Annotated in this window: 25 protein-coding genes and 1 pseudogene; 8 read left to right on the top strand and 18 right to left on the bottom strand. The window is 63.2% G+C overall.

All coding sequences use genetic code 11. The annotated features are described in order from the left end of the window. Positions 1 to 524: 524 nt before the first annotated feature. From CDV49_RS18400 to CDV49_RS18380, 5 genes are read right to left on the bottom strand one after another with little or no spacing between them, the layout of a single operon-like run. The gene (locus tag CDV49_RS18400) at positions 525 to 1,718 is read right to left on the bottom strand and encodes an MFS transporter (RefSeq protein WP_035714870.1); all 1,194 of its coding nucleotides are present in this window, start codon (positions 1,716 to 1,718) and stop codon (positions 525 to 527) included. After that, positions 1,715 to 2,422 carry an arsenical resistance protein ArsH gene (gene arsH / locus CDV49_RS18395; RefSeq protein WP_035714868.1) on the bottom strand — a complete coding sequence of 236 codons (708 nt, stop codon included), beginning with the start codon at positions 2,420 to 2,422 and terminating at the stop codon, positions 1,715 to 1,717. Before arsH ends, CDV49_RS18400 begins: the two co-directional genes overlap by 4 nt. Next, on the bottom strand, positions 2,419 to 3,495 hold the full coding sequence (arsB, locus tag CDV49_RS18390) for an ACR3 family arsenite efflux transporter (protein WP_035714866.1): 1,077 nt from the start codon (positions 3,493 to 3,495) through the stop codon (positions 2,419 to 2,421). Before arsB ends, arsH begins: the two co-directional genes overlap by 4 nt. Positions 3,496 to 3,508: 13 nt before the next feature. Beyond that, a complete protein-coding gene (gene arsC, locus CDV49_RS18385; protein ID WP_035714863.1) occupies positions 3,509 to 3,940 on the bottom strand; it encodes an arsenate reductase (glutaredoxin) in 432 nt (143 codons plus the stop codon). A gap of 7 nt (positions 3,941 to 3,947) precedes the next feature. Then, complete coding sequence (locus CDV49_RS18380; RefSeq protein WP_051911461.1) at positions 3,948 to 4,478, bottom strand: DUF6428 family protein; 531 nt, start codon at positions 4,476 to 4,478, stop codon at positions 3,948 to 3,950. 42 nt (positions 4,479 to 4,520) lie between these two features. Between CDV49_RS18380 and CDV49_RS18375 the strand changes: the two genes are divergently transcribed. The 6 genes from CDV49_RS18375 (at position 4,521) to chrA (ending at position 9,831) form a co-directional block, all read left to right on the top strand. Continuing rightward, entirely contained in the window at positions 4,521 to 4,862 is a 342-nt protein-coding gene (locus CDV49_RS18375; RefSeq protein ID WP_035714861.1) for an ArsR/SmtB family transcription factor, read from the top strand. Between the two features lies 1 nt (position 4,863). Then, the gene (locus CDV49_RS18370; protein ID WP_248700133.1) at positions 4,864 to 5,586 is read left to right on the top strand and encodes a sulfite exporter TauE/SafE family protein; all 723 of its coding nucleotides are present in this window, start codon (positions 4,864 to 4,866) and stop codon (positions 5,584 to 5,586) included. Between the two features lie 198 nt (positions 5,587 to 5,784). Next, positions 5,785 to 6,141, top strand: coding sequence for an ArsR/SmtB family transcription factor (locus tag CDV49_RS18365; protein WP_035714858.1), 357 nt, complete (start codon positions 5,785 to 5,787; stop codon positions 6,139 to 6,141). A 54-nt stretch (positions 6,142 to 6,195) separates the two neighbouring features. Then, complete coding sequence (locus CDV49_RS18360) at positions 6,196 to 7,206, top strand: arsenic resistance protein (protein WP_051911459.1); 1,011 nt, start codon at positions 6,196 to 6,198, stop codon at positions 7,204 to 7,206. 415 nt (positions 7,207 to 7,621) lie between these two features. Then, a complete protein-coding gene (locus CDV49_RS18355) occupies positions 7,622 to 8,470 on the top strand; it encodes a chromate resistance protein ChrB domain-containing protein (RefSeq protein ID WP_035714857.1) in 849 nt (282 codons plus the stop codon). Further along, entirely contained in the window at positions 8,467 to 9,831 is a 1,365-nt protein-coding gene (chrA, locus tag CDV49_RS18350; RefSeq protein ID WP_035714855.1) for a chromate efflux transporter, read from the top strand. The genes CDV49_RS18355 and chrA overlap by 4 nt, the downstream gene beginning before the upstream one ends. A gap of 403 nt (positions 9,832 to 10,234) precedes the next feature. Here the strand turns inward: chrA and arsJ are convergent, their stop codons facing one another. The 5 genes from arsJ to CDV49_RS18325 form a co-directional block, all read right to left on the bottom strand. Then, positions 10,235 to 11,518 carry an organoarsenical effux MFS transporter ArsJ gene (gene arsJ / locus CDV49_RS18345; protein WP_051911457.1) on the bottom strand — a complete coding sequence of 428 codons (1,284 nt, stop codon included), beginning with the start codon at positions 11,516 to 11,518 and terminating at the stop codon, positions 10,235 to 10,237. Beyond that, positions 11,518 to 12,528 carry an ArsJ-associated glyceraldehyde-3-phosphate dehydrogenase gene (locus CDV49_RS18340; RefSeq protein ID WP_035714853.1) on the bottom strand — a complete coding sequence of 337 codons (1,011 nt, stop codon included), beginning with the start codon at positions 12,526 to 12,528 and terminating at the stop codon, positions 11,518 to 11,520. The genes arsJ and CDV49_RS18340 overlap by 1 nt, the downstream gene beginning before the upstream one ends. Before the next feature lie 10 nt (positions 12,529 to 12,538). Next, positions 12,539 to 13,366 (bottom strand): arsenate reductase/protein-tyrosine-phosphatase family protein, encoded by an 828-nt coding sequence (locus tag CDV49_RS18335; RefSeq protein ID WP_035714850.1) that lies wholly within the window; start codon positions 13,364 to 13,366, stop codon positions 12,539 to 12,541. 374 nt (positions 13,367 to 13,740) lie between these two features. Beyond that, on the bottom strand, positions 13,741 to 14,064 hold the full coding sequence (locus CDV49_RS18330) for a DUF736 domain-containing protein (RefSeq protein WP_035714848.1): 324 nt from the start codon (positions 14,062 to 14,064) through the stop codon (positions 13,741 to 13,743). Between the two features lie 800 nt (positions 14,065 to 14,864). Next, positions 14,865 to 15,275 carry an antirestriction protein gene (locus tag CDV49_RS18325; RefSeq protein WP_035714846.1) on the bottom strand — a complete coding sequence of 137 codons (411 nt, stop codon included), beginning with the start codon at positions 15,273 to 15,275 and terminating at the stop codon, positions 14,865 to 14,867. A 165-nt stretch (positions 15,276 to 15,440) separates the two neighbouring features. On the opposite strand from CDV49_RS18325, the gene CDV49_RS18320 reads away from it, so the two are divergent. Beyond that, entirely contained in the window at positions 15,441 to 15,731 is a 291-nt protein-coding gene (locus CDV49_RS18320; RefSeq protein ID WP_035714844.1) for a hypothetical protein, read from the top strand. A gap of 33 nt (positions 15,732 to 15,764) precedes the next feature. On the opposite strand, the gene CDV49_RS18315 is transcribed toward CDV49_RS18320, so the two are convergent. The 7 genes and pseudogenes from CDV49_RS18315 to CDV49_RS20565 all read right to left on the bottom strand — a co-directional run bounded on the left by CDV49_RS18315 (position 15,765) and on the right by CDV49_RS20565 (position 19,896). Then, positions 15,765 to 16,406, bottom strand: coding sequence for a hypothetical protein (locus tag CDV49_RS18315; RefSeq protein ID WP_035714841.1), 642 nt, complete (start codon positions 16,404 to 16,406; stop codon positions 15,765 to 15,767). Then, complete coding sequence (locus tag CDV49_RS18310; RefSeq protein WP_035714839.1) at positions 16,406 to 16,969, bottom strand: hypothetical protein; 564 nt, start codon at positions 16,967 to 16,969, stop codon at positions 16,406 to 16,408. Before CDV49_RS18310 ends, CDV49_RS18315 begins: the two co-directional genes overlap by 1 nt. Positions 16,970 to 17,097: 128 nt before the next feature. Then, positions 17,098 to 17,955: a DUF7007 domain-containing protein gene (locus tag CDV49_RS18305; RefSeq protein WP_035714838.1), complete on the bottom strand. Its 858-nt coding sequence runs from the start codon at positions 17,953 to 17,955 to the stop codon at positions 17,098 to 17,100. After that, positions 17,952 to 18,389 (bottom strand): hypothetical protein, encoded by a 438-nt coding sequence (locus CDV49_RS18300; protein WP_035714837.1) that lies wholly within the window; start codon positions 18,387 to 18,389, stop codon positions 17,952 to 17,954. Before CDV49_RS18300 ends, CDV49_RS18305 begins: the two co-directional genes overlap by 4 nt. A gap of 263 nt (positions 18,390 to 18,652) precedes the next feature. Next, positions 18,653 to 19,012: pseudogene (locus CDV49_RS18295) on the bottom strand (DUF6915 family protein); the annotation flags it as partial. An 11-nt stretch (positions 19,013 to 19,023) separates the two neighbouring features. Beyond that, on the bottom strand, positions 19,024 to 19,509 hold the full coding sequence (locus CDV49_RS18290) for a DUF6878 family protein (protein WP_051911455.1): 486 nt from the start codon (positions 19,507 to 19,509) through the stop codon (positions 19,024 to 19,026). Positions 19,510 to 19,731: 222 nt separating this feature from the next. Continuing rightward, on the bottom strand, positions 19,732 to 19,896 hold the full coding sequence (locus CDV49_RS20565; RefSeq protein ID WP_169742256.1) for a hypothetical protein: 165 nt from the start codon (positions 19,894 to 19,896) through the stop codon (positions 19,732 to 19,734). A gap of 739 nt (positions 19,897 to 20,635) precedes the next feature. On the opposite strand from CDV49_RS20565, the gene CDV49_RS18285 reads away from it, so the two are divergent. Beyond that, a complete protein-coding gene (locus CDV49_RS18285) occupies positions 20,636 to 21,358 on the top strand; it encodes a hypothetical protein (RefSeq protein WP_179209265.1) in 723 nt (240 codons plus the stop codon). A gap of 150 nt (positions 21,359 to 21,508) precedes the next feature. On the opposite strand, the gene CDV49_RS18280 is transcribed toward CDV49_RS18285, so the two are convergent. Next, positions 21,509 to 21,832 carry a DUF736 domain-containing protein gene (locus CDV49_RS18280; protein ID WP_088216798.1) on the bottom strand — a complete coding sequence of 108 codons (324 nt, stop codon included), beginning with the start codon at positions 21,830 to 21,832 and terminating at the stop codon, positions 21,509 to 21,511. Positions 21,833 to 21,974: the final 142 nt, after the last annotated feature.

The following is a 21,974-nucleotide window of genomic DNA, read 5'->3' as shown; positions in this document are numbered from 1 at the left end:
ACAGACTCGTAGCCTCGGCGCGGTCGCCGCGGCACATCACTCGGAGGACCCCGCCTCTGGCGGGTCCTGCGTCAGGGATCTTTGCCCGAAAGGGGGAAGACGGCGCCGCTGGCTTCCGTCCGCCAGGACCTGAGCCCGGTCCCGGCAATGCCGGGAGGCGCCGAAATCAAGACCCCGATCAAGAGGAGGAACTCACTGCCCTCTCGTCGTAAAGAGCCCATCGCCGACACTCAGGCAGACCGCAGCACAGAGGCCGCTCGTTTGTGCAGCGTTAGGCGCGGCCCTTACCAGCCAGTCGAGCCGCACTGTTGCTGCGCGGCAGCATTCTCCGAAGCGGCCACTGGGCACGAGGCGCAGCATTTCGAGTTGCGGAGCATCTGCGGTACGGGCAGCGCAGCATGGCGGTCACGAAGTCACCACCGAAACGGTCGCCCTCGGTGCATTCTGGCGAAACATATGTCGTTTCTATCGTGATTGGAAAAGACGGCACAGCGCAGGCCCAACCGATGTTAACGTTCCTTTGATCAGTTAACGCGAATTCGCAGCTCAAGCCGCAGCGACATTAGTGCTACCAGGCCAGTGATTGCGACCAACAACGCGAACCCGATCGCAAGCTGGATGGAGAGTGCTGTCGCGATCCAGGAGAAGAGGAAGGGTGCCGCCGCTCCGAGCATGCTGCGTATGGCGGCTAGGCGCCCCAGCCGCTGCCCCATGCCGGCCGTCCCGAACAACGCCACCGGCACTGCGCCGCGCACGATGCTCGACAGGCCCTGACCCGCGCCAAAACTGATCGCAAAGCAAACTGCCAGGATCATTGCCGGCCCCGGCAGGAGCAGGAGGGCGAGCGCCGCGGGGATGGCCGCACTGGACACGATGGCGACAAGGAGAGGATGCTGGTTGCGCCACAGGGTGGCGTCCACCACCCGAATGGCGACCTGTGCCGGCCCCATCAGCATGGCAATCAGGTAGGCCGAGCTGCCGAGACCGAGCGACTGAAGTGCGAGGACGAGGTGGACACCCAGGGCCGAGATCGCCATGCCGGTGAGGCCGAAGGCGATCCCAAGAAGGATGAAGGCGCGCCGTGCGGTTCGACCCTCGAGGGGGACGTATCTCTCGTCTGGTTTCGGCCTCTGCTCTTCAAGTGACGTCTTTTCGTTCACATGTGGCGTCGCGAAAATCCAGCCGTGCAGGGGAGCGGCTAGGAGCAGGTGAAGGGCCGCAAAGACTAGGTAGGCCCCCTGCCATCCGACCTCTCCGACAAGCCAACCGGAAAGGGGCCAAAAGAGCGTCGAGGCGAAGCCTGCGATCAGGGTCAGATTGGTGATCGCGCGCCGCGTGTCATTGGGCCTCTTCTGGGCCAGCACCGAAAACGCGGCATCATAGAGGACCGCAAAGCTAAGGAGCTCGATCAGAAGTGTCAGGCCCCCGAATACATAGATGTTCGGGGATCCGGCGATGAGCAGGCTCAGAAGCGCCATCGCCAGGCTGCCCGCGCACATGACCTGCGCCCCGCCGAACCGGTCAATTTGACGACCGAGCACCGGAGAGGCCAGCCCGCCAAGGAGAAGGCCCGCAGACAGGATGCCGAAAAGGACCGGCTCCTGAGCGCCGAACTCGGCCGCTATCGCGGGCGCAAGGATCGGATAGGCGTAATAGATCGACCCGTATCCGATGATCTGCGTGACGCCCAGGGCGGCCACGACCGGGGCTTGCCTCACGTTGCGGCCCCGAGATTCAGGCGGTCATGCAATTTGGCCGCCGCCTCTTTGCGTTCGCTGTAGCGGTCGGTGAGGTGCCCGGAGATGTCCCGGGTCAGAAGGGTGAACTTTACCAGCTCTTCCATCACATCGACCACCCGGTCGTAATAGGGCGATTGCCGCATCCTTCCTGCCGCGTCGAACTCTTCATAGGCCTTGGCGACCGAGGACTGGTTCGGGATGGTCAGCATCCGCATCCAGCGCCGGAGGATGCGCATCTGATTGACCGCATTGAAACTTTGGCTCCCGCCCGAAACCTGCATGACCGCCAGTGTCCGGCCCTGGGTCGGACGGATCGCGCCCATGGAGAGCGGGATCCAGTCAATCTGGCTTTTCATCACGCCGGTCATCGCGCCGTGGCGTTCCGGGCTGGTCCAGACCTGGCCCTCGGACCAGAGGCACAACTCGCGCAGCTCCTGCACCTTCGGGTGATCGGCATCGGTTTCATCCGGTAAGGGCAGCCCCTTGGGGTCGAACACCCGCGTTTCACAGCCGAAATGTCGCAGCAACCGTTCCGCTTCCTGGGTGAGAAAGCGGCTGTAGGACCGTTCCCTCAGGGAGCCATAGAGCAGGAGAATGCGGGGCGGGTGGCTGGATGCGGGGCCGGTCAGTCCCGCCAGAGACGGCAGCTGAACGGCATCGGTCAGGTTCGGCAGTTCGGTCATGCGCGGACCTCCTCAGCCGGAGGCGCGTCCGGGAACCAGCGCCGACCGAGCCGGAGGGCGACATGGACCAGCAGGATCAGCGCGGGCACCTCGACCAGCGGGCCGATCACGGCCGCAAAGGCCACGGGAGAGGCAAGGCCGAAGGCGGCGATGGCCACGGCGATCGCCAGCTCGAAATTGTTCCCGGCCGCCGTGAAGGCGATGGCGGTGGTGCGCGGGTAATCCGCCTGGATCATCCGGCCCATGGCGAAGCTGACCAGGAACTGGATGATGAAGTAGAGCGCGAGCGGCACGGCGATGCGCAGGGCATCCATCGGCAGCGCGACCACATCGCCGCCCTTCAGACTGAACATCGCCACGATGGTGAAGAGAAGCGCCGCCAGGGTGACCGGGCCGATGCGCGGCAGGAAGACGGTTTCATACCAGGCCTCGCCCATGCGCCCCACAAGGATCCGGCGGGTCAGGAACCCGGCCAGGAACGGGATCCCAAGATAGATCAGCACCGCCTCGGTGATCGTCCAGAAGCTCACGTCGATCACGCTTCCCTCCAGCCCGAACAGCGGCGGCAGGACGGACAGGAAGAACCAGGCGTAGGCCGAGAAGAACAGGATCTGGAATACCGAGTTGAAAGCGACCAGCGCGGCCACATACTGGCTGTCGCCACGGGCAAGCTGGTTCCAGACCAGCACCATGGCGATGCAGCGCGCCAGCCCGATCAGGATCAGCCCGGTCATGTATTCCGGCTGATCATGCAGGAAGATCACCGCGAGCACAAACATCAGGACCGGGCCAATGATCCAGTTCTGGATCAGGGACAGGATCAGCACCCGGCGATCCTGGAACACCCGCGGCAGTTCCTCATACCTGACCTTGGCCAGCGGCGGATACATCATCAGGATCAGGCCGATGGCGATCGGGATATTGGTCGTGCCAATCGAAAGGCCGTTGAGCGCGTCCGGCAGCCCGGGCAATACGGTGCCCAGGGCGATGCCGATCGTCATGGCTACGAAGATCCAGAGCGTCAGCCAGCGGTCCAGAAAGGACAGCCGCCGGGTCGGTTGCGGGGAGGACATGGGTAGACTCCGTTCAGGGCGCTTCCGGCAGGACGCGATTTCCATTCGCATCGACCACCGGCTCGCCGTCTTCTTTCGAGAATGCGCCCAGCTGGGGCGGTAAGAGATCCAGCACCGCCTCGGAGGGGCGGCAGAGGCGCACCCCCTTGGGGCTCACTACGATGGGACGGTTGATCAGGATCGGATGTTCCAGCATCGCGTCGAGGATCTGCGCCTCCGTCAGTGCTGGGTCGCCAAGACCCAAGTCCGCGAAGGGCGTGCCCTTTTCGCGCAGCAGCGCGCGCAGCGGGGTTGCCATCCGCGCCACCAGGCTCTCCAGCATGATCCGCGACGGCGGGGTCTTCAGATATTCGATCACATGCGGCTCGATACCGGCATTGCGGATCAGCCCGAGTGTGTTCCGGGAGGTGCCACATTCCGGATTGTGGTAGATGATGACGTCCATTCCCACATCACCCGCAGCAGCTCTGTTTCGCCACGGGTGCGCAGCAGGCCGAAGCGGCCTTCTGGTCATCAAGCCTGCGGTCGCGTGGTTTGCAGCTTGCCGGGCGCGGTGACAGCGCAACGATCACGCGGTCGTCCGCGAGGCTGGGGTAAGCCGCCCGATGCAGCTGCATCGGCCTTACCGCATTACTGACCTCGAAGGTCAGTTTCGCCTGTGGGTCGAGAGAGACATGATCGATCACCTTGCCGATGATCCGGGTGAAAAGCCCTGCGGGCATATGGGCCCGATCCTCGTTGACGTCCCAAAGCTGCACGAAGATCTCCGTCCAGGCCTCGGGGTTTCCGCCGCAATCCAGAGCGCGGAACTGGCCGACCTTCACCTCGGTGACGTGAAAACCCGTTCGCACCTCCTGGCCGTCATAGGTGAAGACCAGGGGCCGATCCTCGACGTTGCGGAGGGCATCGAGAAGCTCGCCGATGGTGATATCTTTCGGGTCGGCCGCGCCGGTCGGCGCGCCGATGTTGCTTTGGACCGTCATTTGCGATACCTATTGATTCGACACTTCTAGGATCGTCAAATAATGGATGAACGTCAAGCGCTCTTGTCCTTCGGGGCCCTGTCTCAGGAAACCCGCCTGCGCATCCTGCGGATGCTGGTCGTGGCGGGGCCGGAGGGTCTGGCCGCTGGCCTGATCGCCGAACAGGCCGGAGTCACCGCCTCCAACGTCAGTTTTCATGTGAAGGAGCTGGAGCGCGCGGGCCTGGTATCCTCTCGCCGCGAAAGCCGATCGATCCTCTATACCGCCGAGTTCGATGCGCTGAACGGCCTCCTGCGGTTCCTCATGGAGGATTGCTGCGGCGGGCGCCTATGCCTTCCCGGTGCGGTGGCCGATGGTTGCGCCACCTCGCAGAAGACCAGCTGAAGTGATCCTGGCATTCTTCCTGGTCGCGCTGATCTACGCTGCGGTGGGTCAGGCCGGCGCCACCGGCTACATCGCGCTGATGGCCATTCTTGGATTGCCGCCACTGGAGATGAAGATCACTGCGTTGGCGCTGAACTTGGTGGTCGCTGCCATAGGGACTTTCATGTTCCAAAGGGCCGCGCAGCTTTCCTGGCGAAATCTGTATCCTTTCGCATTACTCGGCTTTCCGTTCTCAGTGCTTGGCGGGTCCGTGAATCTGGGTGCCGGGGCATATTATCCGCTCGTAGGCACCATTTTGATGCTGTCAGGCCTGCTGATGGCGCGCAGCGCGCTGACCCGCGGAACAACCACAACCCGGGCGCCCGACCATCCGCCATTCGTGCCTGCGCTGATCACCGGTGCGGTTATTGGCTTCATCTCCGGAACAACCGGCACCGGCGGCGGCGTCTTCCTGGCACCGATTATCCTCGCGATGAACTGGGCGGACGCCCGCCAGACCGCAGCCACGACGGCCATCTATAACCTGGTCAACTCGGCTGCGGCGTTGATCGGGGCCTATGCGTTCTGGCCACAAATATCGGGTTCCGCGCCGATCTGGATGGTGGCGGTTGCCATAGGCGGCCTCGCCGGTGCGATGCTCGGCAGTCGGTTTCTGTCTGATAAATGGCTTCGGGTCATTCTCGCGCTTCTACTGGCCGGGTCCGGGCTCAAGCTGTTTTGGTAACGGTGGTGACTGCGGATAGCAGCCGGATCGGCCAGGAGGCACCTGCACCAAAACGCGCCTTGGTTGACATTGCGTCGGCCTACGCAGTTGCTCGGGTCACGAACGTGATCATCGCATCATTCACATGACACACGACTTTTCATCTATCCTTGCAAAATCTTACCCATCATACGATAAAACACTAAAGGGAGTATTTGAATGAATCAGGGCGAAGCTCTTCGTGGGTTTGCAGCTATTGCCCAGGAAACCCGGCTTAGGATCATTCGGATGCTGGTCACTGCGGGTGCGGATGGGTTGGCGTCGGGATCCATCGCTGAAAACCTGGATGGCTCGCCTCAGCGGACATCATTTCATCTGAGAGAGTTGGAGAACGCGGGCTTGGTCCAGAGCCGGCGCGATGGCAAGTCGATCATCTACAGCGCCCGATTCTCGCAGCTGTCATCTCTTGTGGCTTTCCTTATGCATGATTGCTGCCAAGGCCACTGCAAACACTGTGATGAGGCGATCGCCTTGTTAGCCAAGTGCGAAGGCAAACCAACGCGAACAACTCACTGATATATCTTAATTTATATGACCACTGCCCGCCTCTGGCCACGGCAAGGAAACCCTATGCGCGATATTCTGGAACGCCAACAAGTATGGATTTACTTCGCGGCTGTCGGCCTTGCCGCAATCACCGGTATCACTGTGTCAGGCACAACCGCACTGGAAGGCGCGATCAACCCGGCGCTTGCCTTCATGTTGTTCGTCACGTTTCTGCAGGTTCCCTTGCCGGACATCGGGCGCGGGTTCCGGGAGATGCGTTTTCTGTGCGCCCTTCTCGCCGGTAACTTCATCGCCGTTCCGGTGCTTGTATTCCTGTTGCTGCAACTCGCCATAGACGATGCCCTGCTGCGTCTTGGCATTCTCATGGTGCTGCTGACGCCCTGTATCGACTATGTGATTACTTTCGCCCACCTCGGGCGGGCCGATGCGCGATTGCTGTTGTCGTCGACGCCGCTTCTGCTGGTGGTGCAAATGGCACTGCTGCCGATTTTCCTTGGCCTGTTCCTCGGCAGCGAGGCCGCAGACCTGGTGCATGTCGGCCCGTTTATCCATGCTTTCGTTTGGCTGATCGCGGTGCCGCTGATGTGTGCGGGTGCTGTTCAGCTCTGGGCCGCTCGACACGCGGCGGGGCGGCGTGTGAGTGACGGGCTTGGTGTTCTTCCGGTTCCGGCGACGGCGGTGGTTCTGTTCTTGGTCGTGGCGGCGACGGTTCCGGTTCTGGGAGCGGCCAGCCGCCATGCTCTGTCAGCCCTGCCGATCTTCATCGCCTTTGCCGTTCTGGCCCCCTTCATCGGATGGGGTGCCGCACGCATTTTTGTTCTTCAGCCAGCTGCGGGCCGGGCTGTGTCCTTTTCGATCGCAACCCGAAACTCTTTGGTGGTGCTCCCGTTGGCCCTCGCCGTTCCGGGTGCGATCCCTGTGCTTCCGGCCGTGATCGTGACGCAGACATTGGTCGAGCTGGTTGCCGAACTGATATATATTCGTGTGCTTCCGCGCTTCGGCAGGGCTCTAAATCAGGTTCAGCGTCTGACGGACCCGTCTGCAGCTTTTTCCGGGCTTTGGACCAGTCGCTGACGTGCCGAGCTCTGACAGATGGCGCCAAGTGTCCTCAAGGCCGTCAGAGCGTCAACACGGGCCTCGATGCCGGGCGATGAGTGCGGCATCCGTTGGCCTGCCGCATTGGCCGGGCAACAAAGGTCTGGAGCCAGCACGGCCCGCTCGGTCTTCGAAGGAAAAGGATCAACTGCGATCTCACCGCTCAGAAGCCCCAAGCCAAAGCCAGATTTCTGCAGAACCAAGATCATCAAAAAAGGGGCGTTCCGGCAGCCCTGCCGGATCACAGGTCCAAGAGATCGAACGGCGTCCATCTTGACATCTTGCTGCGTGATAAGGCCATGTTCGCCATATGGGGATCCGCGAGCTCCCCACGAGGCGTCAGCTGAAACTCGCGTTCCAATCCCGTTCCATTGAACCCAAGGAGGGAACGCACATGCCTGCGCCTGATGCGATGACCTGCGAAAAACTGTCTAAACTAATCGGCACGCCAAAGGCGCCTGTCGTGCTGGATGTGCGCCGTGATGCCCTGCGCAACGCGGACCCGCGATTGATCGCCACCGCGCGTGCCGTGCCCGAAACCGGGCTTGTGCGCGAGGCGCTGTCCCACCTCGCGCGGGAACTGAGGGGCGAAGCGCCCGGTCGACCGGTTCTGGTCGTCTGTGCTGAAGGGCACGGTCGCAGCCAGGGTGTCGCGGCCTGGCTACGCCATGAGGGGTTGGCCGCCGAATATCTGGAAGGCGGCCATGCCGCCTGGGTTGCGGGCGGGCTGCCGACCTTTGATCCGGCGAAGCTGCCCCGCCCGGACGGAGCGGGCCGCAGTCTCTGGGTGACCCGTTCCCGCCCCAAGATTGATCGCATCGCCTGCCCCTGGCTGATCCGCCGCTTCATCGACCCCCGCGCGGTGTTTCTCTATGTTACGCCCTCCGAGGTTCAGGCAGTGGCCGAGACCTTCGGGGCCGCCCCTTATGACATCGACGGCGTGTTCTGGAGCCATCGCGGCGAGACCTGCACCTTCGATACACTGATTGCGGAATTTGACCTGTCGATCCCGGCACTGGACCGGCTGGCTACGATCGTGCGGGGGGCCGACACGGCGCGCCCAGATCTGGCACCAGAATGCGCCGGTCTTATTGCCGCCTCGCTTGGCCTTTCGCGGATGCATGTCGCTGATCTGGAGCAGCTGGAGGCGGGGATGGCGCTGTATGACGCCTTCTACCGCTGGTGCCGCGACGCTACCGGGGAAACCCACACCTGGCAAAGCCATGGAAAGTCAGCGAAATGACGCCCACATCCGGTTTTCCGACCATTGGCGAAGCCGCCAGAGTCTGGGCGCGCATCGCGGCCCTCTCGTTCGGCGGCCCTGCGGGCCAGATCGCCGTCATGCACCGTGTTCTGGTCGAGGAGAAGAAATGGCTGGGCGATGGCCGTTTCCTGCACGCGCTGAATTTCTGCATGTTGCTGCCCGGCCCCGAGGCGCAGCAGCTCGCCACCTATATTGGCTGGCTGATTCATGGGGTCCGGGGCGCGCTGATCGCGGGCGGGCTGTTCATCCTGCCCGGGATGCTGGCCATCATGGGGCTGAGCTGGATCTATGCGGTCTGGGGCGAGGTGGGCTTTGTCGCGGCGCTGTTCTTTGGGCTGAAGGCGGCGGTGCTGGCCATCGTCTTGCAGGCCGTGGTGCGGGTGGGGCGTCGAGCGCTGAAGAACAACGCGATGCGGGGGATCGCGGCGGCGTCCTTCATCGCCATCTTCGCCTTTGGCGCGCCCTTCCCGCTGATCGTGGCGGTGGCGGCCATGATCGGCTGGGCGGGTGCAAAAGCGGGACTTGCAGCCTTTGTCGGCGGTGGGGAGCATGGTGCGGCGGGCAAGGCGCATGTCGCCGATGCTGAAACCTTGCTGGGCGAAGAGGTCTTGCTGCCGCCCGCCGCCCGGGCGGGGGCGTTGCGCGCCGGTCTGGCCATGATCGCGCTATGGCTGGTGCCGGTGGGGGTGCTGGTTGTGCTCGCCCCCGGCAGTGTCTTCACCGACATCGCCACCTATTTCTCAAAACTGGCGTTGCTGACCTTTGGCGGGGCCTATGCGGTCTTGGCCTGGGTCGCGCAGGAGGCGGTCGGAACCTATGGCTGGCTCGAACCCGGTGAGATGCTCGACGGGTTGGGTATGGCCGAAACCACGCCCGGCCCGCTGATTATGGTGCTACAATTCGTGGGCTTCATGGGCGCGATGCGCGAGGCGGGCTGGGCGGCCCCGCTGCTAGCGGGCACCGTGGGCGGGCTGGTCGCCACCTGGGTGACGTTTGCGCCTTGCTTTGCCTGGATCTTCCTCGGAGCACCCTTCATGGAGGGGGTGCGGGCGAACCGCGCTTTGTCTGCCGCGCTGTCAGCCGTCACTGCGGCGGTGGTAGGGGTGATCCTGAACCTGGCGCTGTGGTTCGCCATTCACGTCATTTGGCGGCAGGTGGCGGATGTTCAGGCGGGGCCGGTATCGCTTCAGCTGCCGGTTATGGGCTCGATCGACTGGATGGCGGCGGCCCTGTCGGCTCTGGCACTGATCGCGGTGTTCCGGCTAAAGATTGGCATGGTCCAGGTGCTTGCAGGTGCCGCGTTTGCCGGGATGGCGTTGCACCTTGTCGGCCTGATCTGATCAGATGCACCGTGATCCCTGAGAGTAAAACGATACTCATCTTGTCGTGGTGGCGGGGCGATTTCTGCTTTTCGCCATCATCCCTGTCCCAGTGCTCTGACAAATGGCGGGCATTTCATGGGCGAAACCTCGGCCCATGAAGCTACGGTTACGCCAGAGTTGCGCGGGAATCTGAGGGCAAGAGACTGCAGGATGGACCTCATGCATCCCCCGGGTAGGATGTGCCGCAAACCGAAACATGAAATTGCCGGAACAAAATGGGCACCTCGCAGGAAATGGCGTCGGCCCGCATCGACCAGTTGATTGCACTTCATGGCTTGGCTGCCTTTTGGCCTCCTTTGTTGTTTGGGTCGTCGTGGCGATGCCGCAGCGCGCCCGAAGGGGCGGTGTGCGGCGCTTTCTCCTAGGCAGATTTGGCGGAAGAGGTGGTTTCGAGGCCGGGTGTCGCGTCCGGCTTCAATCGTTGGATGGCGAGCCAGCTGGCCAGTGCCATCACGCCCGAGGTCGCGAGGCAGAGCGGCAGGCCGCCGAACTGGTAGCTCAGGCCAGAAAGCAGCGTTCCGAGAAGACGGCCCGCCGCATTGGCCATGTAGTAGAAGCCCACATCCATGGTGACCCGCTCATTCTTCGAGAAAGCGAGGATCAGGTAGGAATGGACCGCGCTGTTGACGGCGAAAACGAAGCCGAAGATCAGCAGTCCGGTGACGATCGAGGCCGTCAGCCAGATCGCCGGAGCCGGCGAGAGGAAGGCGAGCGCCGCCAGGGCAAAGGGGATCGGCACCAGCAGCCCGGCCCACCGGATCGCGGCGCGTTTCGGATCGGTCGCGGACCTGACGATCTTCGGGGCGAAGCCCTGGACCGCGCCATAGGCGATGATCCACAGTGCCATGAAGCCCCCGATCAGGAAGAAGGCCTCGCGCCGCCCCTCCGCGGTGCCATCGGACAGCACGGCCTGGAAGTAGATCGGGATGCCGACCACGAACCAGACATCGCGGGCCCCGAACAGGAACATCCGCGCCAGGCTGAGGCGGTTGATCAGCGGATCGCGCGACCACACGCTGCTGAATTTTGTGCCTTTCTTACCGACCGGCAGGCCCTTCGGCAGGAAAATGGCCGTGGCGATCAGGATCACCGCCAGGACGGCCGCCATGGACCAGATGGCCACCGCGAAACTCGCAAGGCCAAGGAGCGCCGCGCCCAAGAAGAACCCGGCGCCTTTCACCGCGTTCTTCGAGCCGGTTAGAATGGCGACCCAGCGGAAGAGCCCGCCCTCACCGGATGGCGCGAGCAGTTTCACCGCCGACTTCGACGACATCTTCGCCAGGTCTTTTGCGACACCGCTGGCGCCCTGGACCGCCATGACGAAGGCCACAGATACGGCGACACCCCAGGACGGGTCGAGCTGGGTCAGCGCGGCCAAGGCCGCGATCTGAAGGGCGAGCCCACCGTAAAGCGTTGCGGCCAAGCCGAACCGGGCGGCGATCCAGCCGACACAGAGGTTGGTGATGATCCCCGCCAGCTCATAGAGCAGGAAGAGATAGGCCAACTGGATGGGCGAGAACCCGAGGCTGTTGAAATGCAACAGCACCAGCATGCGAAGCGCGCCATCGGAGAGCATGAAGGCCCAATAGGCGGCGGTGACCGCCGCATAGGCCCGAAGCGGGTTGGAGACGGCGCTTTCGGCCATCACAGCGACCGTGCAACCAGGCGGGCAACGTCCGCCAAACGGCAGGCATAGCCCCATTCGTTGTCATACCAGGCATAGACCTTCACCTGGGTGCCGTTCACCACCATCGTCGACGGGGCATCGATGATGGAGGAACGGGGGTCGTTCAGGTAGTCAGTCGAGACAAGGGGACGGGTTTCATACCCGAGGATCCCCTTCAGCTCGCCCTCCGCCGCGGCGGCGAACAGCGCGTTCACTTCCTCCGCCGTTGTCGGCCGCTCGACCTCGAACACGCAATCGGTCAGCGAGGCGTTCAGCAGCGGCACGCGGACCGCATGGCCGTTCAGCCGCCCCTTCAAATCCGGATAGATCATGGTGATGGCGGTGGCCGAGCCCGTTGTCGTCGGGATCAGGTTCATCAGGGCGGAACGGGCTCGACGCATGTCCTTGGCGGGCCGGTCGACGATGGTCTGGGTGTTGGTCACGTCATGGATCGTGGTGATCGATCCATGGCGGATACCGATGTTCTCGTGGATGACCTTCACCACCGGCGCAAGGCAGTTCGTGGTGCAGCTGGCCGCGGTGATGATCGCGTGCTCGGCAGGATCATATTGGTCATGGTTCACGCCGTAGACCAGATTCACCGCCTCGTCCGATTTGACCGGAGCGGAGACCACAACCTTTTTGACCCCGACCGCGAAATAGGGCGCGATCTTTTCGGCCGTCTTGAAGACGCCGGTGCAGTCGATCACCAGATCAATGCCCAATTCTGCCAAAGGCAGATCTTCGATGCGCTTGGCAGAGGTGAGGCGGACGTGCCGACCCTTCAGGGTGAGGCCGTCCTTATCGTGCCCTACCGGTGTTGCCCACCGGCCATGGACGCTGTCAAACTCGAGCAGGAGCGCATGCTGAGCCGGGTCGCCCACAGCATCGTTGATCAGCACCAGATCGCCTTCGGCGCCGGTCTCGATCAGGTCGCGCAGGGCAAGCTTACCCATTCGGCCAAGGCCGTTCAGTGCAATGCGGGGCATTTTGTCGTCCTCAGAGGTGGGTTCGGCCGATCTCGTCGACCGCTTCCTGGCGCGCGATGCTGTCTAGGTTTTCAAGGGAAAGTGCCGCGAAGTTCGTGATCCGCTTGTTCAGCGTGCTGAAAGCCTCGGCAAATGCCAGGGCCTTCTCAGCGTCATTCCCGGTTGCCTTGACCGGATCCGGAAGTCCCCAATGTGCGGTGATCGGCTGGCCCGGCCAGGGCGCACATTCCTCGTCTGCCGCCGCATCGCAGACGGTGAAGACGAAATCCATGTGCGGCGCACCAGCGGCTTCAAACTCCGAGATGTGCTTCGAGCGGAGCGGTGAAATGTCATAGCCATTTCGTTCGAGTAGCTCGACCGCGAAGGGGTTCAGACTGGTGCCAGGACGGGTTCCCGCCGAGAAAGCCCGGAACCGACCGCCCTCGATCCCGTTCAGGATCGCCTCGGCAAAGATTGAACGGGCGGAGTTGCCCGAGCAGATGAAGAGCACGTTGTAGGGACGCTGGGTCATTTCAGGATCAGCTCTTGTTATGATGAGGTCGCACAGATCGGGGCGCCCGCGGCAGCAGTCGCGCGCCAGAAAATCGACGAGGTTGCGCGCATGGGGCAGCGCGATGCTGTAGAGGATCGACCGCCCCTCTCTGGTCGAGACGATCAGGCCAACGCCCTCCAGATCCGCAAGATAATGGGACAGGGTGTTCTGCTTCAGGCCAAGTGCTTGGGAGATCTCGGTCGGCCGGACAGCCTGAGGCATGTGCCGCATGATCAAGCGGTAGACGGAGAGCCGTCCTGGGTGGCCGAGGGTCGAGAAGATGGCTGAGGCGCTATCAATATCCATACTTCATGAAATATGGATATATCGATTCGACGCAAGCGAAGGTTTTGTGACAGCCAGGCGACCGTGGCCTGGGACTGATTCCTACCTGGACGACTAAATAGTGGCTGGCACCTGGCTGGCCGCTTTCCGCCCGTGACGGGACGCGGGGCATCGTAATCGCCGCGCCGAGCACAGATGGCCGCTATCCCGGGTTTGCTGCAGGTGCAATGCCGCGCACCCGTCAGTCGGCTATCCGCCCGGCGGATTATTTAGACCTCGAAGTGCGTCTTGGTCTGCCGCACCTGCAAGCGGCAGCTTTGTCCGCAAAGCAGCCTACCAAGGCGAGAAATTGTAAAGGCGCCGGTCTTTCGATCGGGGCCTTGTGGTTGGGGGGATCAGTCCCCCCGGTTGCCGTTGGGGCGCGACCAGATCAGGCTGTAGCCCTCGCCGTCCTCGTCGTCGAAGAGGTTCGCGAAGATCGGGTGCGAGAAGCTCGGATCGTCCAGCTTCAGGCCCAGATAGTCCCGGCCCTCGTTCGAGCGCTTCGACCAGGCGGCACCGATCTCCGCGCGGCCCACCAGGATCCGGTGCGAGGGCGCATTCTCGCCCGTGGCCCGCAGGTCCGGGACGATGCGCACGCCCTTGGCCTGAACGCTCAGGGTGACGATTTCGCCGGTGTATTCGTTGCCGGTCTTCTTGAAGGTGCCGATGGTCGCCATTGTCTGTCTCCATTCTCTCGTGTTCGGGCCCGCTCCAGTGCGGCCTCGATGGCGATCGACAGGCCGGGGACGACGGCCGGCGCAGTCCCGCCCGGGACCACGACAGCACAGGCAGGGCTTTCTTGCCTCGCGAGGAATGGGCGAAGCCCAGGGGAAGAAAGTTCGGGCGACGCTGTTGCGCCGAGACGTCGAAGCGCGGCTGCCGCGCTGGTCTTCGGCCAGATCAGCCCATCACAGAGGACGCATGCGAGCGGTCCCGTCCACACCAGAGAGACAGGAGACAGAGGCGATCCTGAAAGAACCGCCAGGAAGATCCGACAGACAACCAACGGCGATGATCACCCAGACTGCGAACAGGCGGGCTTGCGCCCTTCCCCCCGACCTGCGGCCGCGGGCGAGGCAATTCATCAGATCGGATACTGGCCCGGGCCGCCGGATCGGCACATACCGCCCAAGCGCTTGACCGGGAAGAGGGACAGGGCAGAAAGCGCGATCAGAGTGTGCAACCAATCCACGGAACCCACGATCAAAGAGGCCGGAATGAGGGAAAGACTGATCCCTGCACGCCCATGACGACCGGGGGCAAAACGCCAACCGATTGCCGAGATCGAAAGGCCGGGCTGTCCAGAGGCTATCTTGGTGCAGGTGGACTGAGCCAACCGTATGACAGAGCGGACGGCGCCGGGAACGCAGCAGAAGCCGTGCGTGCGACCGCGGCAGGCGCCAGCCAAAGAGAAATACCCTCCGACGCAAGCGTCGGAGGGTGCAGAAGGCTCATGCAAGCATGAGAGGGAAGGCGCTCAGTCGATGGCCTGGAAGATCTCCGCAGCCTCGGGATGGTCGCCTGCAAATTCATAAAGCCGTGCATAGCCCTCGACCAACTGATCAGCAGCATGGTGGAATGAGAGGTGAGAGAAGGCGAACAGCGTTGCGATAATTCCCGCCGCTTCGGCCGAGACCTCGCCCTGCCAGCCGTTGCCGCTACAGGCCATGCGGTAGCGCGCTTTCGAGGTCGGGGCCATGAAGAGCGGCCGCCCGCCCTGCTCATAGAAGTCCCAATGGCCACCGCCGTAGTCCAGCGGGCTCAGGCTATCCATCATGGCATAGACCATATTCTCGGCGACAAGCATTCGGGTCGGCCCGAACAGGTCGGGCAAAAAGGTAGGGCGGCGCTCTTCGGCCACCCGGTCAACAGAAGTCATCGTGCTCATGGGATCGAACTCCTCGGAAAGGGAAAACCTCGAGCCCGGCGGCGCTCTCTTGTCTGCCGCATGGCTCACAGAACTCCCTCCCCCGCTCTGCCTCTCCCCGGCGTTGATTGATTTTGTTCTCTATATGTTCCATATAGAGATTCAACCCGACAAGGGAGATCGACGATGGAACCTGTCTCTCATGCCCTGGCGGTGACGCCGCGCCAGATCGCCTATGCCCGCTCGCTCGCGCTCCGGAACAAGACCCTCCTGCCCTGGGAGGTCCAACAGAATCGCCGCAGTCTCAGCACCTGGATCGAGGCGCAGTCGCGGCTGAAACCTCTGGACGATGGCCAACCCACCTCGAAACAGGTCGCTTTCGCCGAACGGCTTGCGCGGCTTCGGCGGCGCGCCATCCCGGATGAATGCTTCCGGGATCGGCAATTGCTGTCCCGGTGGATCGACAGCAATCGCTGAGCCTGAATCGCGGCCCGGCTGGAAGCTGGTTGATCAGGCCCTCCGCCCGCTCTCCGTGAACGTGTAGCCATTCGCGAGCACTGCCTCATCGACGGCAGCATCGGAAGACAGATAGTCGTATTCTTGTTCGAGCTGCCGGTAGAGCCACCGGGCAAGATCGCGCAGCAGGTCGGTAACAATGCTCTCGGCATCTTCGGTCATGTCCTGACCGACCGGGCTTTCGCGCGTGACAGCGACGTCCATGGTAAAAGCATGATAGGTGCTGCCGCGATGCCGGACATCCGCCTGCAACTGGTAGAAGTTGCGGCGCTGGACCGCCAGGAGCGCATCTGCAATCCGGTGCAGTTCCTGGTCCATTGGCGCGTAGGAGCGAATGGCAGAGGAAGCGCCTTTGTTGAAGGCATAGCTGCCCTCCCACGCCGCCCCATCCCCCTGCGACCAGAACCCGGTAAACCAGATGCGGGGACTTTCGCTGGTGCCTCCGCCCATCAGCCGGGATGTCCGGGCCCGCAGACGGATTCCGAGAATTTCCGCAATGCGCTGGAAGTCCTCGTAGACGGCATCATACCAGTCGTGATCAAAGGCACCCTCACGATACCAGGCCCGGGCATTGTCTTTCGCGGCCTCCGGCAGTTCGTCAAAGCGATAGATCGTGATCTCGATGATCGAAGGCATCACGCAGCCCTCCGCTGCAGAAGCGCAAGCTGCGCCGCATCACGCCAGAACGGATCGACCAGGCGCCCTTCAGCCGCGGCCGCCCGCCTGCGCAAGAGGCTAGCATCGGCATGTTTGCCCATATCGGCGAGATGCTGCGCTTCAGCCCGCTGGCTGCAGGCCAACGTAACCACCGCCCGCGCTTCTGCATCGCTTGCGACGGGTTGAAGCCAGGTCACGCCACCATTTGCAACCTCGCCAGCCAGCACCAGCCCCTGATCGGCATCAACCACCGCAATCAGCTTCGGCGTGAAGCGGAGCGCGGGATCATCGCTACAAGCAACGTCGCCACTTCCAAGGCGCGTTGACACCAGCATCATCGCGTCCACGAGGCTGTCACAGGCGCCGAGGCAAACGCTGCGCTCGAACGCCCATCGCTCGAGCTCGGGATCGAGATAGCGCGCCTCGCCGGTACAGGTGATGGTCAGAGGGGTGCGCTGCGCCAGTCGAAGCTGCGCAAGGGTCTGGCTGATCAGCACCCGCCCGGCGGACAGGAACCCTTCAGTTGAACCTGAATAGGTCATCGCGGTGTCTCCACGACGGGCAGCGGAAGCCTCTCTCCCACCTCATGACCCGTCGCTTTGCCCCGACCCCACCTCTCCCTCTCGGCCGCGCAGCAGACACGCGCAGCCGAGATTGTCGGCATGGCTGGTCAACCAGTTCCATCGGTCAGATCTTGATGCCGCGCGGGATCGATCACGAACCCGAACAGACCGGGTTCATACTCGGCCGCAGGTACAAGAAAGCGGCGGCGCTCGACGCCCGGTCCACGCTTCGCTCCCGGCGTCGCCGTCGTTTCCACGAAGCCGGGAAAGCGATCAGAACTGACCGCCGAGATCACGATCCAGTCCCCTGCATGCTGACGCTCGAAGATCTGGCGATCCCGCTCTAGGGATTCGCCGTGTTGAAGGGCGCGACCATGCATGGCCTCCCAGGCCTCTGGCCAGTGATTGCGCAGCGTCTCATCGGCCAGGCGGCGTTCATAACCCGTGAAGCGATCCGGAAAAGCCTGCGCAACCGCTGCCCATTCGGCATCTTCCTCGTAGAACCCGGAGGAGGATCGCAGCAGCGGATGCACACGGGCATTCTGCTCTGGTGCAAGCTGGAACCCGCCATGACCGGCCGTGGAGTGGCAGAGGACGCCTTCGCCATAGATCGTGGCACCCTGCGAGGAACCCCATGGCGTATGGACACGGGAGACAATCTCACACCTCCCGAGTGCCGCGCGCTCACGCTGATGTTCGGCATTCTCCGCGACCAGAGCGCGGAATGCGGCCTCGTCGACGACATCACCGGAATGGCCGTAGAAGTCATCGCGCCGCCAGGTCTCGAGCGGACGAGAAAGCCGCCAGCCCGTCGCCAGGAAATGCCGCCCTTGCCGTGCCGGCACCATGGCGAAGGCGGTGTCGCCGACACGCGCGACCAGCAGGCCGTCGGCGCTGCGCCCAAACTCGACGACGGGCAGAGGCCGGGAGGGAGAAGCGGGGGTGATCGTAACCGTGGTGTTCATCCTGTGACCGCCTCCACGGCGTCGATGTCTTCGCCATTCAGAACGGCGTTCAGCCATTCATGTGTGCTGATCCAGCCGATGCTCTTGCGTGCGCCAAGGTCGATGACATGCGCCCCGCCACCGAAAGCCTCGACCCTGGGGCGAGAACAGGTATTGGCATAGTCGAACCCCCAGAGGCCGGTGAGGTTCAGCTCTTCGGCAAGGCGCAGCACGAAGTTGATGACGCCCTCGACGTCGCCCTGATCATCATCATGGATCCAGAGTTGCGAGCCGCTCGGCCCGTCTTGCTGGACGAGATCGAAGCCGTTGAACGCAAGCTCGTCGGCATCCGCCTCTTCGGCGCGCAGGCGGTGGAACAGTGCCATCGCCTTGGCGGCATTCTCAGGCGAACCCGCATCGAGCAGGCAAGAGAAATGGGTGAAATAGTCGGCCATGACAGGCTCCTTGTCAGAAATGGAAAACCCGGCGCGAGGCCGGGCCTGGTCGGGATTGCGGAGGGAAACGGTCAGATGACCGAGGACGTGGCGGCCGCATGGGCGGCCAGCATCTGGCGGTAGAACCGCCGCCGGGCGAGCCTGAGGCCGGGATCCTTGCGGATACTGGGGTGGAAGGCACGGGATGCGGCGCGCAGGACTGCGAAACCTGCGGCATCAGCTGTCAGGCCGAGAAGGGGGTAGAACGGATCAGGTGCCGGGGTCGGGGCGGCCTGCGACGGCTCCACTTCGGCCTCGATCTTCGGAGTACGCCCCATCCACGGCTCCGGACGGATCGCCCGTGCCCAGTCGGCGAAGCTCGGGATGTGCCCCAGATCCTCGCGGACATGCTGCTCTCCCACCCATCGCGTCGGGATCACCCGGCCCGAGGACAGCGTCAGCGTCTTGCCGAACACGGTCTCCAGCAGAAAAATTCCTTCGGCATGGTGGCGCAAAGCTCGGTGCCTGAAGTCAGCAAGGATCTGCTTCGAGGCATCGAACCAGGAATGCAACTCGATGTAATCCTCGACCACGCCGCCCCACTTTTTCACCGAGGACAGGGCGTGATGATAGGGATGTGCCATGTTCCCCGCCCTCAAAAGCTGTGGTTGAACTGCTCGGACGAAGTGAACCGCTCGTTGTAGTCCAGCAGGATCGTCCCGGCCTCGGCGTCGAAATGGAACTCGCCGAACGCGCCGTCGCAGTTTTCCCAGCCGCCATGGCAATCCGAGAGGAGGTCATAGGCCAGGGCCTCGACAGCGTCCGAGAGCGACATGCTGCTCGTCGAAATCTCGCTGATGCCCCAGCTGACCTGCGCGAGAGTGAGTTCCGTGTCCGGCATCGGCACCACGGCATCGCCGCGGCGAGCGTCGATATCTTCGACCTGCCCGCTGTCGCCGGCGCCGTCGAAGGTGACGATGATCTCGGTGATCCCGGCGGCGCGCATGGCCGCGAACAGGGCCTTCTTGTTCTGTGCCATTGCGGTGGTGCTGAGCGTCTGATGCGCCAGCTGCGAGGCATCGAACTGCGCCATGGCGGCTGCGAGATTGGCTTCCGGGGATGTTGTGATATCTTGGGTCATCGGACTTCTCCTGAGAGCAAAAGGACGGGTGAAGCCGACCGGCGCTCTCTCTGGGAACGGAAGGCTCGCCCTTCCCGGATCCCTCCTCGACCTCTCCCGCGCCGGGGTCCATCCCGGCTCCTCTGCGCGGCGCGCGCCACTGGCGGGTGATCGCGCGTCCCCGGTGCACGGCGCGGCTCGCCGTGCGAGGCCTGCCCAGAGGGGGTGAGGCGCTTGCGCGCCTCACTGCCAGGGGTCGATCTCGAGGGCGATGAGCGTCTCATCGCCATCATATTCATCGGCGGGCATGGCGGCATGGCTGCCATCGCCGGCCTGAAACACGACGATCGAGACCATCAGCGTGGCGGCGAGGCTGGCGGCGAAAGCGGTGGCATCCTTCTTGGACATGGGACTGGCTCCTGTCTTTGGAGACGAGGGACCATCCCCCGCTCGACAGGCGCCCGAAGTGTCTGATCGGATCTGCAATCACCCTCGGGCGTTCGGCCTTGTGCCGAATCCCCGAGGGCGGCACGCGCGCGTAAGCCGACCCTTTACGGGTTGATTTCAAAGAGACGGATCGGACCAAGGTTTGCGAATGGAAGCGGGGATGGGGCTTTGGCTCTGACAGGGGCCGTGCCCAGTGACGGGATGCCTCCGCTCGCCACCGGCCTCGGAGCAAGATGGGCGCGTTCTTCGTCGTGTTGAAGGCGGTGAAATCCGGTCCGCAAATTGAAGATGAATATTGTGCGGGAGACACTCACGACCGTCGGCCCCGGACATAAGGCCATGCCGCTCACAAGGAATCGGAAAAGACCACGCACGGCGATCCTCGAGGGAAAGGCCCGATACCAGCCAGCCGGCTTCCAGCTCAGACTCGGAAAATACCCCTGCCATTGCTCCAGGCGGGTTGATCAGGCACAAGAGTGGTCATGAGTGATCATATTGGCAGCAAATCCAGCGCAGCGCTTTTCCCGCTGCTGATCGGGACCAGGGCACGCCATGTGCCCGGGTTGCCCGTGCGCTGAGCATGCGCTGACCGCCGGGCAACCCCAGACCATTCCCCTGCAACACATCAGACCGGCACCCTGACGGGGCCGAGGGATTTGTCATGACACTCTGGACTGAACTGGCCCGCGCCTCGACCGAGGTGGGCGACGATATCCTGCTGCGCAAACGCGGCGATATCTATGAGATCCGCTTCAACGGCATCGAGTTGATGTCGAACATCATGTGGCGCTCCGAAGCGGTGTTGGCCGAGCGCAGTCTGTGGCGGCTACGCAGCGCCTCCGAACCGCGCGTGCTGATCGGCGGACTCGGCATGGGCTTCACCCTGCGGGCCGCACTCGATCTCTCGCCCCCGGATGCACAGGTCACTGTCTGCGAGTTGATCCCGGCGATTGCGCAATGGAACCATGAAGTTCTGGCCCCATTGGCCGATCATCCACTGCGCGATCCACGGGTGCAACTGCGGGTCGTGGATGTGATGGATCTGCTTTCCGAAAGCGGCCCGGGATTCGATGTGATCCTGATGGATACCGACAATGGACCGGATTTCCTGGTCCGCGATGACAATCAGCGCCTCTATGGAGAAAGTGGTCTGAACGCGGTTCGGGACGCTCTGCGACCGGGCGGCATTGCGGCCTTCTGGTCCGCTGAAATCTCCGATCCTTTTGAGGACAGGCTCAGCGAGCTTGGCTGGGACTGGCAGCGCGAGGACGTGCAATTGCCCGGCGGGCGGGTGGATGCCTTCCACCATATCTATCTGGCGAGGAAAGCCCGCGTAGGATCGGTGTCGCACCAATCAGCGCGTTCCAGCCGCCTGCCGGACGCGCCGCAACTTGTGCGATGCCGCGCAAGCGGATTGCAGTGAGGCGTCCCGCTGACGATCCCCTGCGATGACGCGAGTCAGTGCTTTACGCAGCAGGAGAAGTATCGGCTGCTGCTGGCCGAGCGCCATTGGGTGTTATGGAAGCAATGCGAAGGCCCCGGCCTTTCGACCGGGGCCTTGTGGTTGGGGGGATCAGTCCCCCCGGTTGCCGTTGGGACGCGACCAGATCAGGCTGTAGCCCTCGCCGTCCTCGTCATCGAAGAGGTTCGCGAAGATCGGGTGCGAGAAGCTCGGATCGTCCAGCTTCAGGCCCAGATAGTCCCGCCCCTCGTTCGAGCGCTTCGACCAGGCGGCGCCGATCTCCGCGCGGCCCACCAGGATCCGGTGCGTAGGGGCCTTGTCGCCCGTAGCCCGCAGGTCCGGGACGATGCGCACGCCCTTGGCCTGCACGCTCAGGGTGACGATTTCGCCGGTGTATTCGTTGCCGGTCTTCTTGAAGGTGCCGATGGTCGCCATTGTCTGTCTCCATTCTCTCGTGTTCGGGCCCGCTCCATTGCGGCCTCGATGGCGATCTAGAGGCCAAGGACGACGGCCGGCGCAGTCCCTCCGGGACCTCGACAGCACAGGCAGGGCTTTCTTGATGATGTGGACACCCCCA

The organism is Haematobacter genomosp. 1, from assembly GCF_002196855.1.
In the GTDB taxonomy this organism is placed as follows: domain Bacteria; phylum Pseudomonadota; class Alphaproteobacteria; order Rhodobacterales; family Rhodobacteraceae; genus Haematobacter.
This window is presented reverse-complemented; position numbering and strand designations above follow the sequence as displayed.

Bases quoted from the DNA above. Each gene is read 5' to 3' on its own strand.
- arsH (WP_035714868.1), bottom strand. From the start codon at position 2,422: ATGACCGAACTGCCGAACCTGACCGATGCCGTTCAGCTGCCGTCTCTG.
- arsB (WP_035714866.1), bottom strand. From the start codon at position 3,495: ATGTCCTCCCCGCAACCGACCCGGCGGCTGTCCTTTCTGGACCGCTGG.
- arsC (WP_035714863.1), bottom strand. From the start codon at position 3,940: ATGGACGTCATCATCTACCACAATCCGGAATGTGGCACCTCCCGGAAC.
- CDV49_RS18380 (WP_051911461.1), bottom strand. From the start codon at position 4,478: ATGACGGTCCAAAGCAACATCGGCGCGCCGACCGGCGCGGCCGACCCG.
- CDV49_RS18375 (WP_035714861.1), top strand. From the start codon at position 4,521: ATGGATGAACGTCAAGCGCTCTTGTCCTTCGGGGCCCTGTCTCAGGAA.
- CDV49_RS18365 (WP_035714858.1), top strand. From the start codon at position 5,785: ATGAATCAGGGCGAAGCTCTTCGTGGGTTTGCAGCTATTGCCCAGGAA.
- CDV49_RS18360 (WP_051911459.1), top strand. From the start codon at position 6,196: ATGCGCGATATTCTGGAACGCCAACAAGTATGGATTTACTTCGCGGCT.
- CDV49_RS18355 (WP_035714857.1), top strand. From the start codon at position 7,622: ATGCCTGCGCCTGATGCGATGACCTGCGAAAAACTGTCTAAACTAATC.
- chrA (WP_035714855.1), top strand. From the start codon at position 8,467: ATGACGCCCACATCCGGTTTTCCGACCATTGGCGAAGCCGCCAGAGTC.
- arsJ (WP_051911457.1), bottom strand. From the start codon at position 11,518: ATGGCCGAAAGCGCCGTCTCCAACCCGCTTCGGGCCTATGCGGCGGTC.
- CDV49_RS18340 (WP_035714853.1), bottom strand. From the start codon at position 12,528: ATGCCCCGCATTGCACTGAACGGCCTTGGCCGAATGGGTAAGCTTGCC.
- CDV49_RS18335 (WP_035714850.1), bottom strand. From the start codon at position 13,366: ATGGATATTGATAGCGCCTCAGCCATCTTCTCGACCCTCGGCCACCCA.
- CDV49_RS18330 (WP_035714848.1), bottom strand. From the start codon at position 14,064: ATGGCGACCATCGGCACCTTCAAGAAGACCGGCAACGAATACACCGGC.
- CDV49_RS18325 (WP_035714846.1), bottom strand. From the start codon at position 15,275: ATGAGCACGATGACTTCTGTTGACCGGGTGGCCGAAGAGCGCCGCCCT.
- CDV49_RS18320 (WP_035714844.1), top strand. From the start codon at position 15,441: ATGGAACCTGTCTCTCATGCCCTGGCGGTGACGCCGCGCCAGATCGCC.
- CDV49_RS18315 (WP_035714841.1), bottom strand. From the start codon at position 16,406: ATGCCTTCGATCATCGAGATCACGATCTATCGCTTTGACGAACTGCCG.
- CDV49_RS18310 (WP_035714839.1), bottom strand. From the start codon at position 16,969: ATGACCTATTCAGGTTCAACTGAAGGGTTCCTGTCCGCCGGGCGGGTG.
- CDV49_RS18305 (WP_035714838.1), bottom strand. From the start codon at position 17,955: ATGAACACCACGGTTACGATCACCCCCGCTTCTCCCTCCCGGCCTCTG.
- CDV49_RS18300 (WP_035714837.1), bottom strand. From the start codon at position 18,389: ATGGCCGACTATTTCACCCATTTCTCTTGCCTGCTCGATGCGGGTTCG.
- CDV49_RS18290 (WP_051911455.1), bottom strand. From the start codon at position 19,509: ATGACCCAAGATATCACAACATCCCCGGAAGCCAATCTCGCAGCCGCC.
- CDV49_RS20565 (WP_169742256.1), bottom strand. From the start codon at position 19,896: ATGTCCAAGAAGGATGCCACCGCTTTCGCCGCCAGCCTCGCCGCCACG.
- CDV49_RS18280 (WP_088216798.1), bottom strand. From the start codon at position 21,832: ATGGCGACCATCGGCACCTTCAAGAAGACCGGCAACGAATACACCGGC.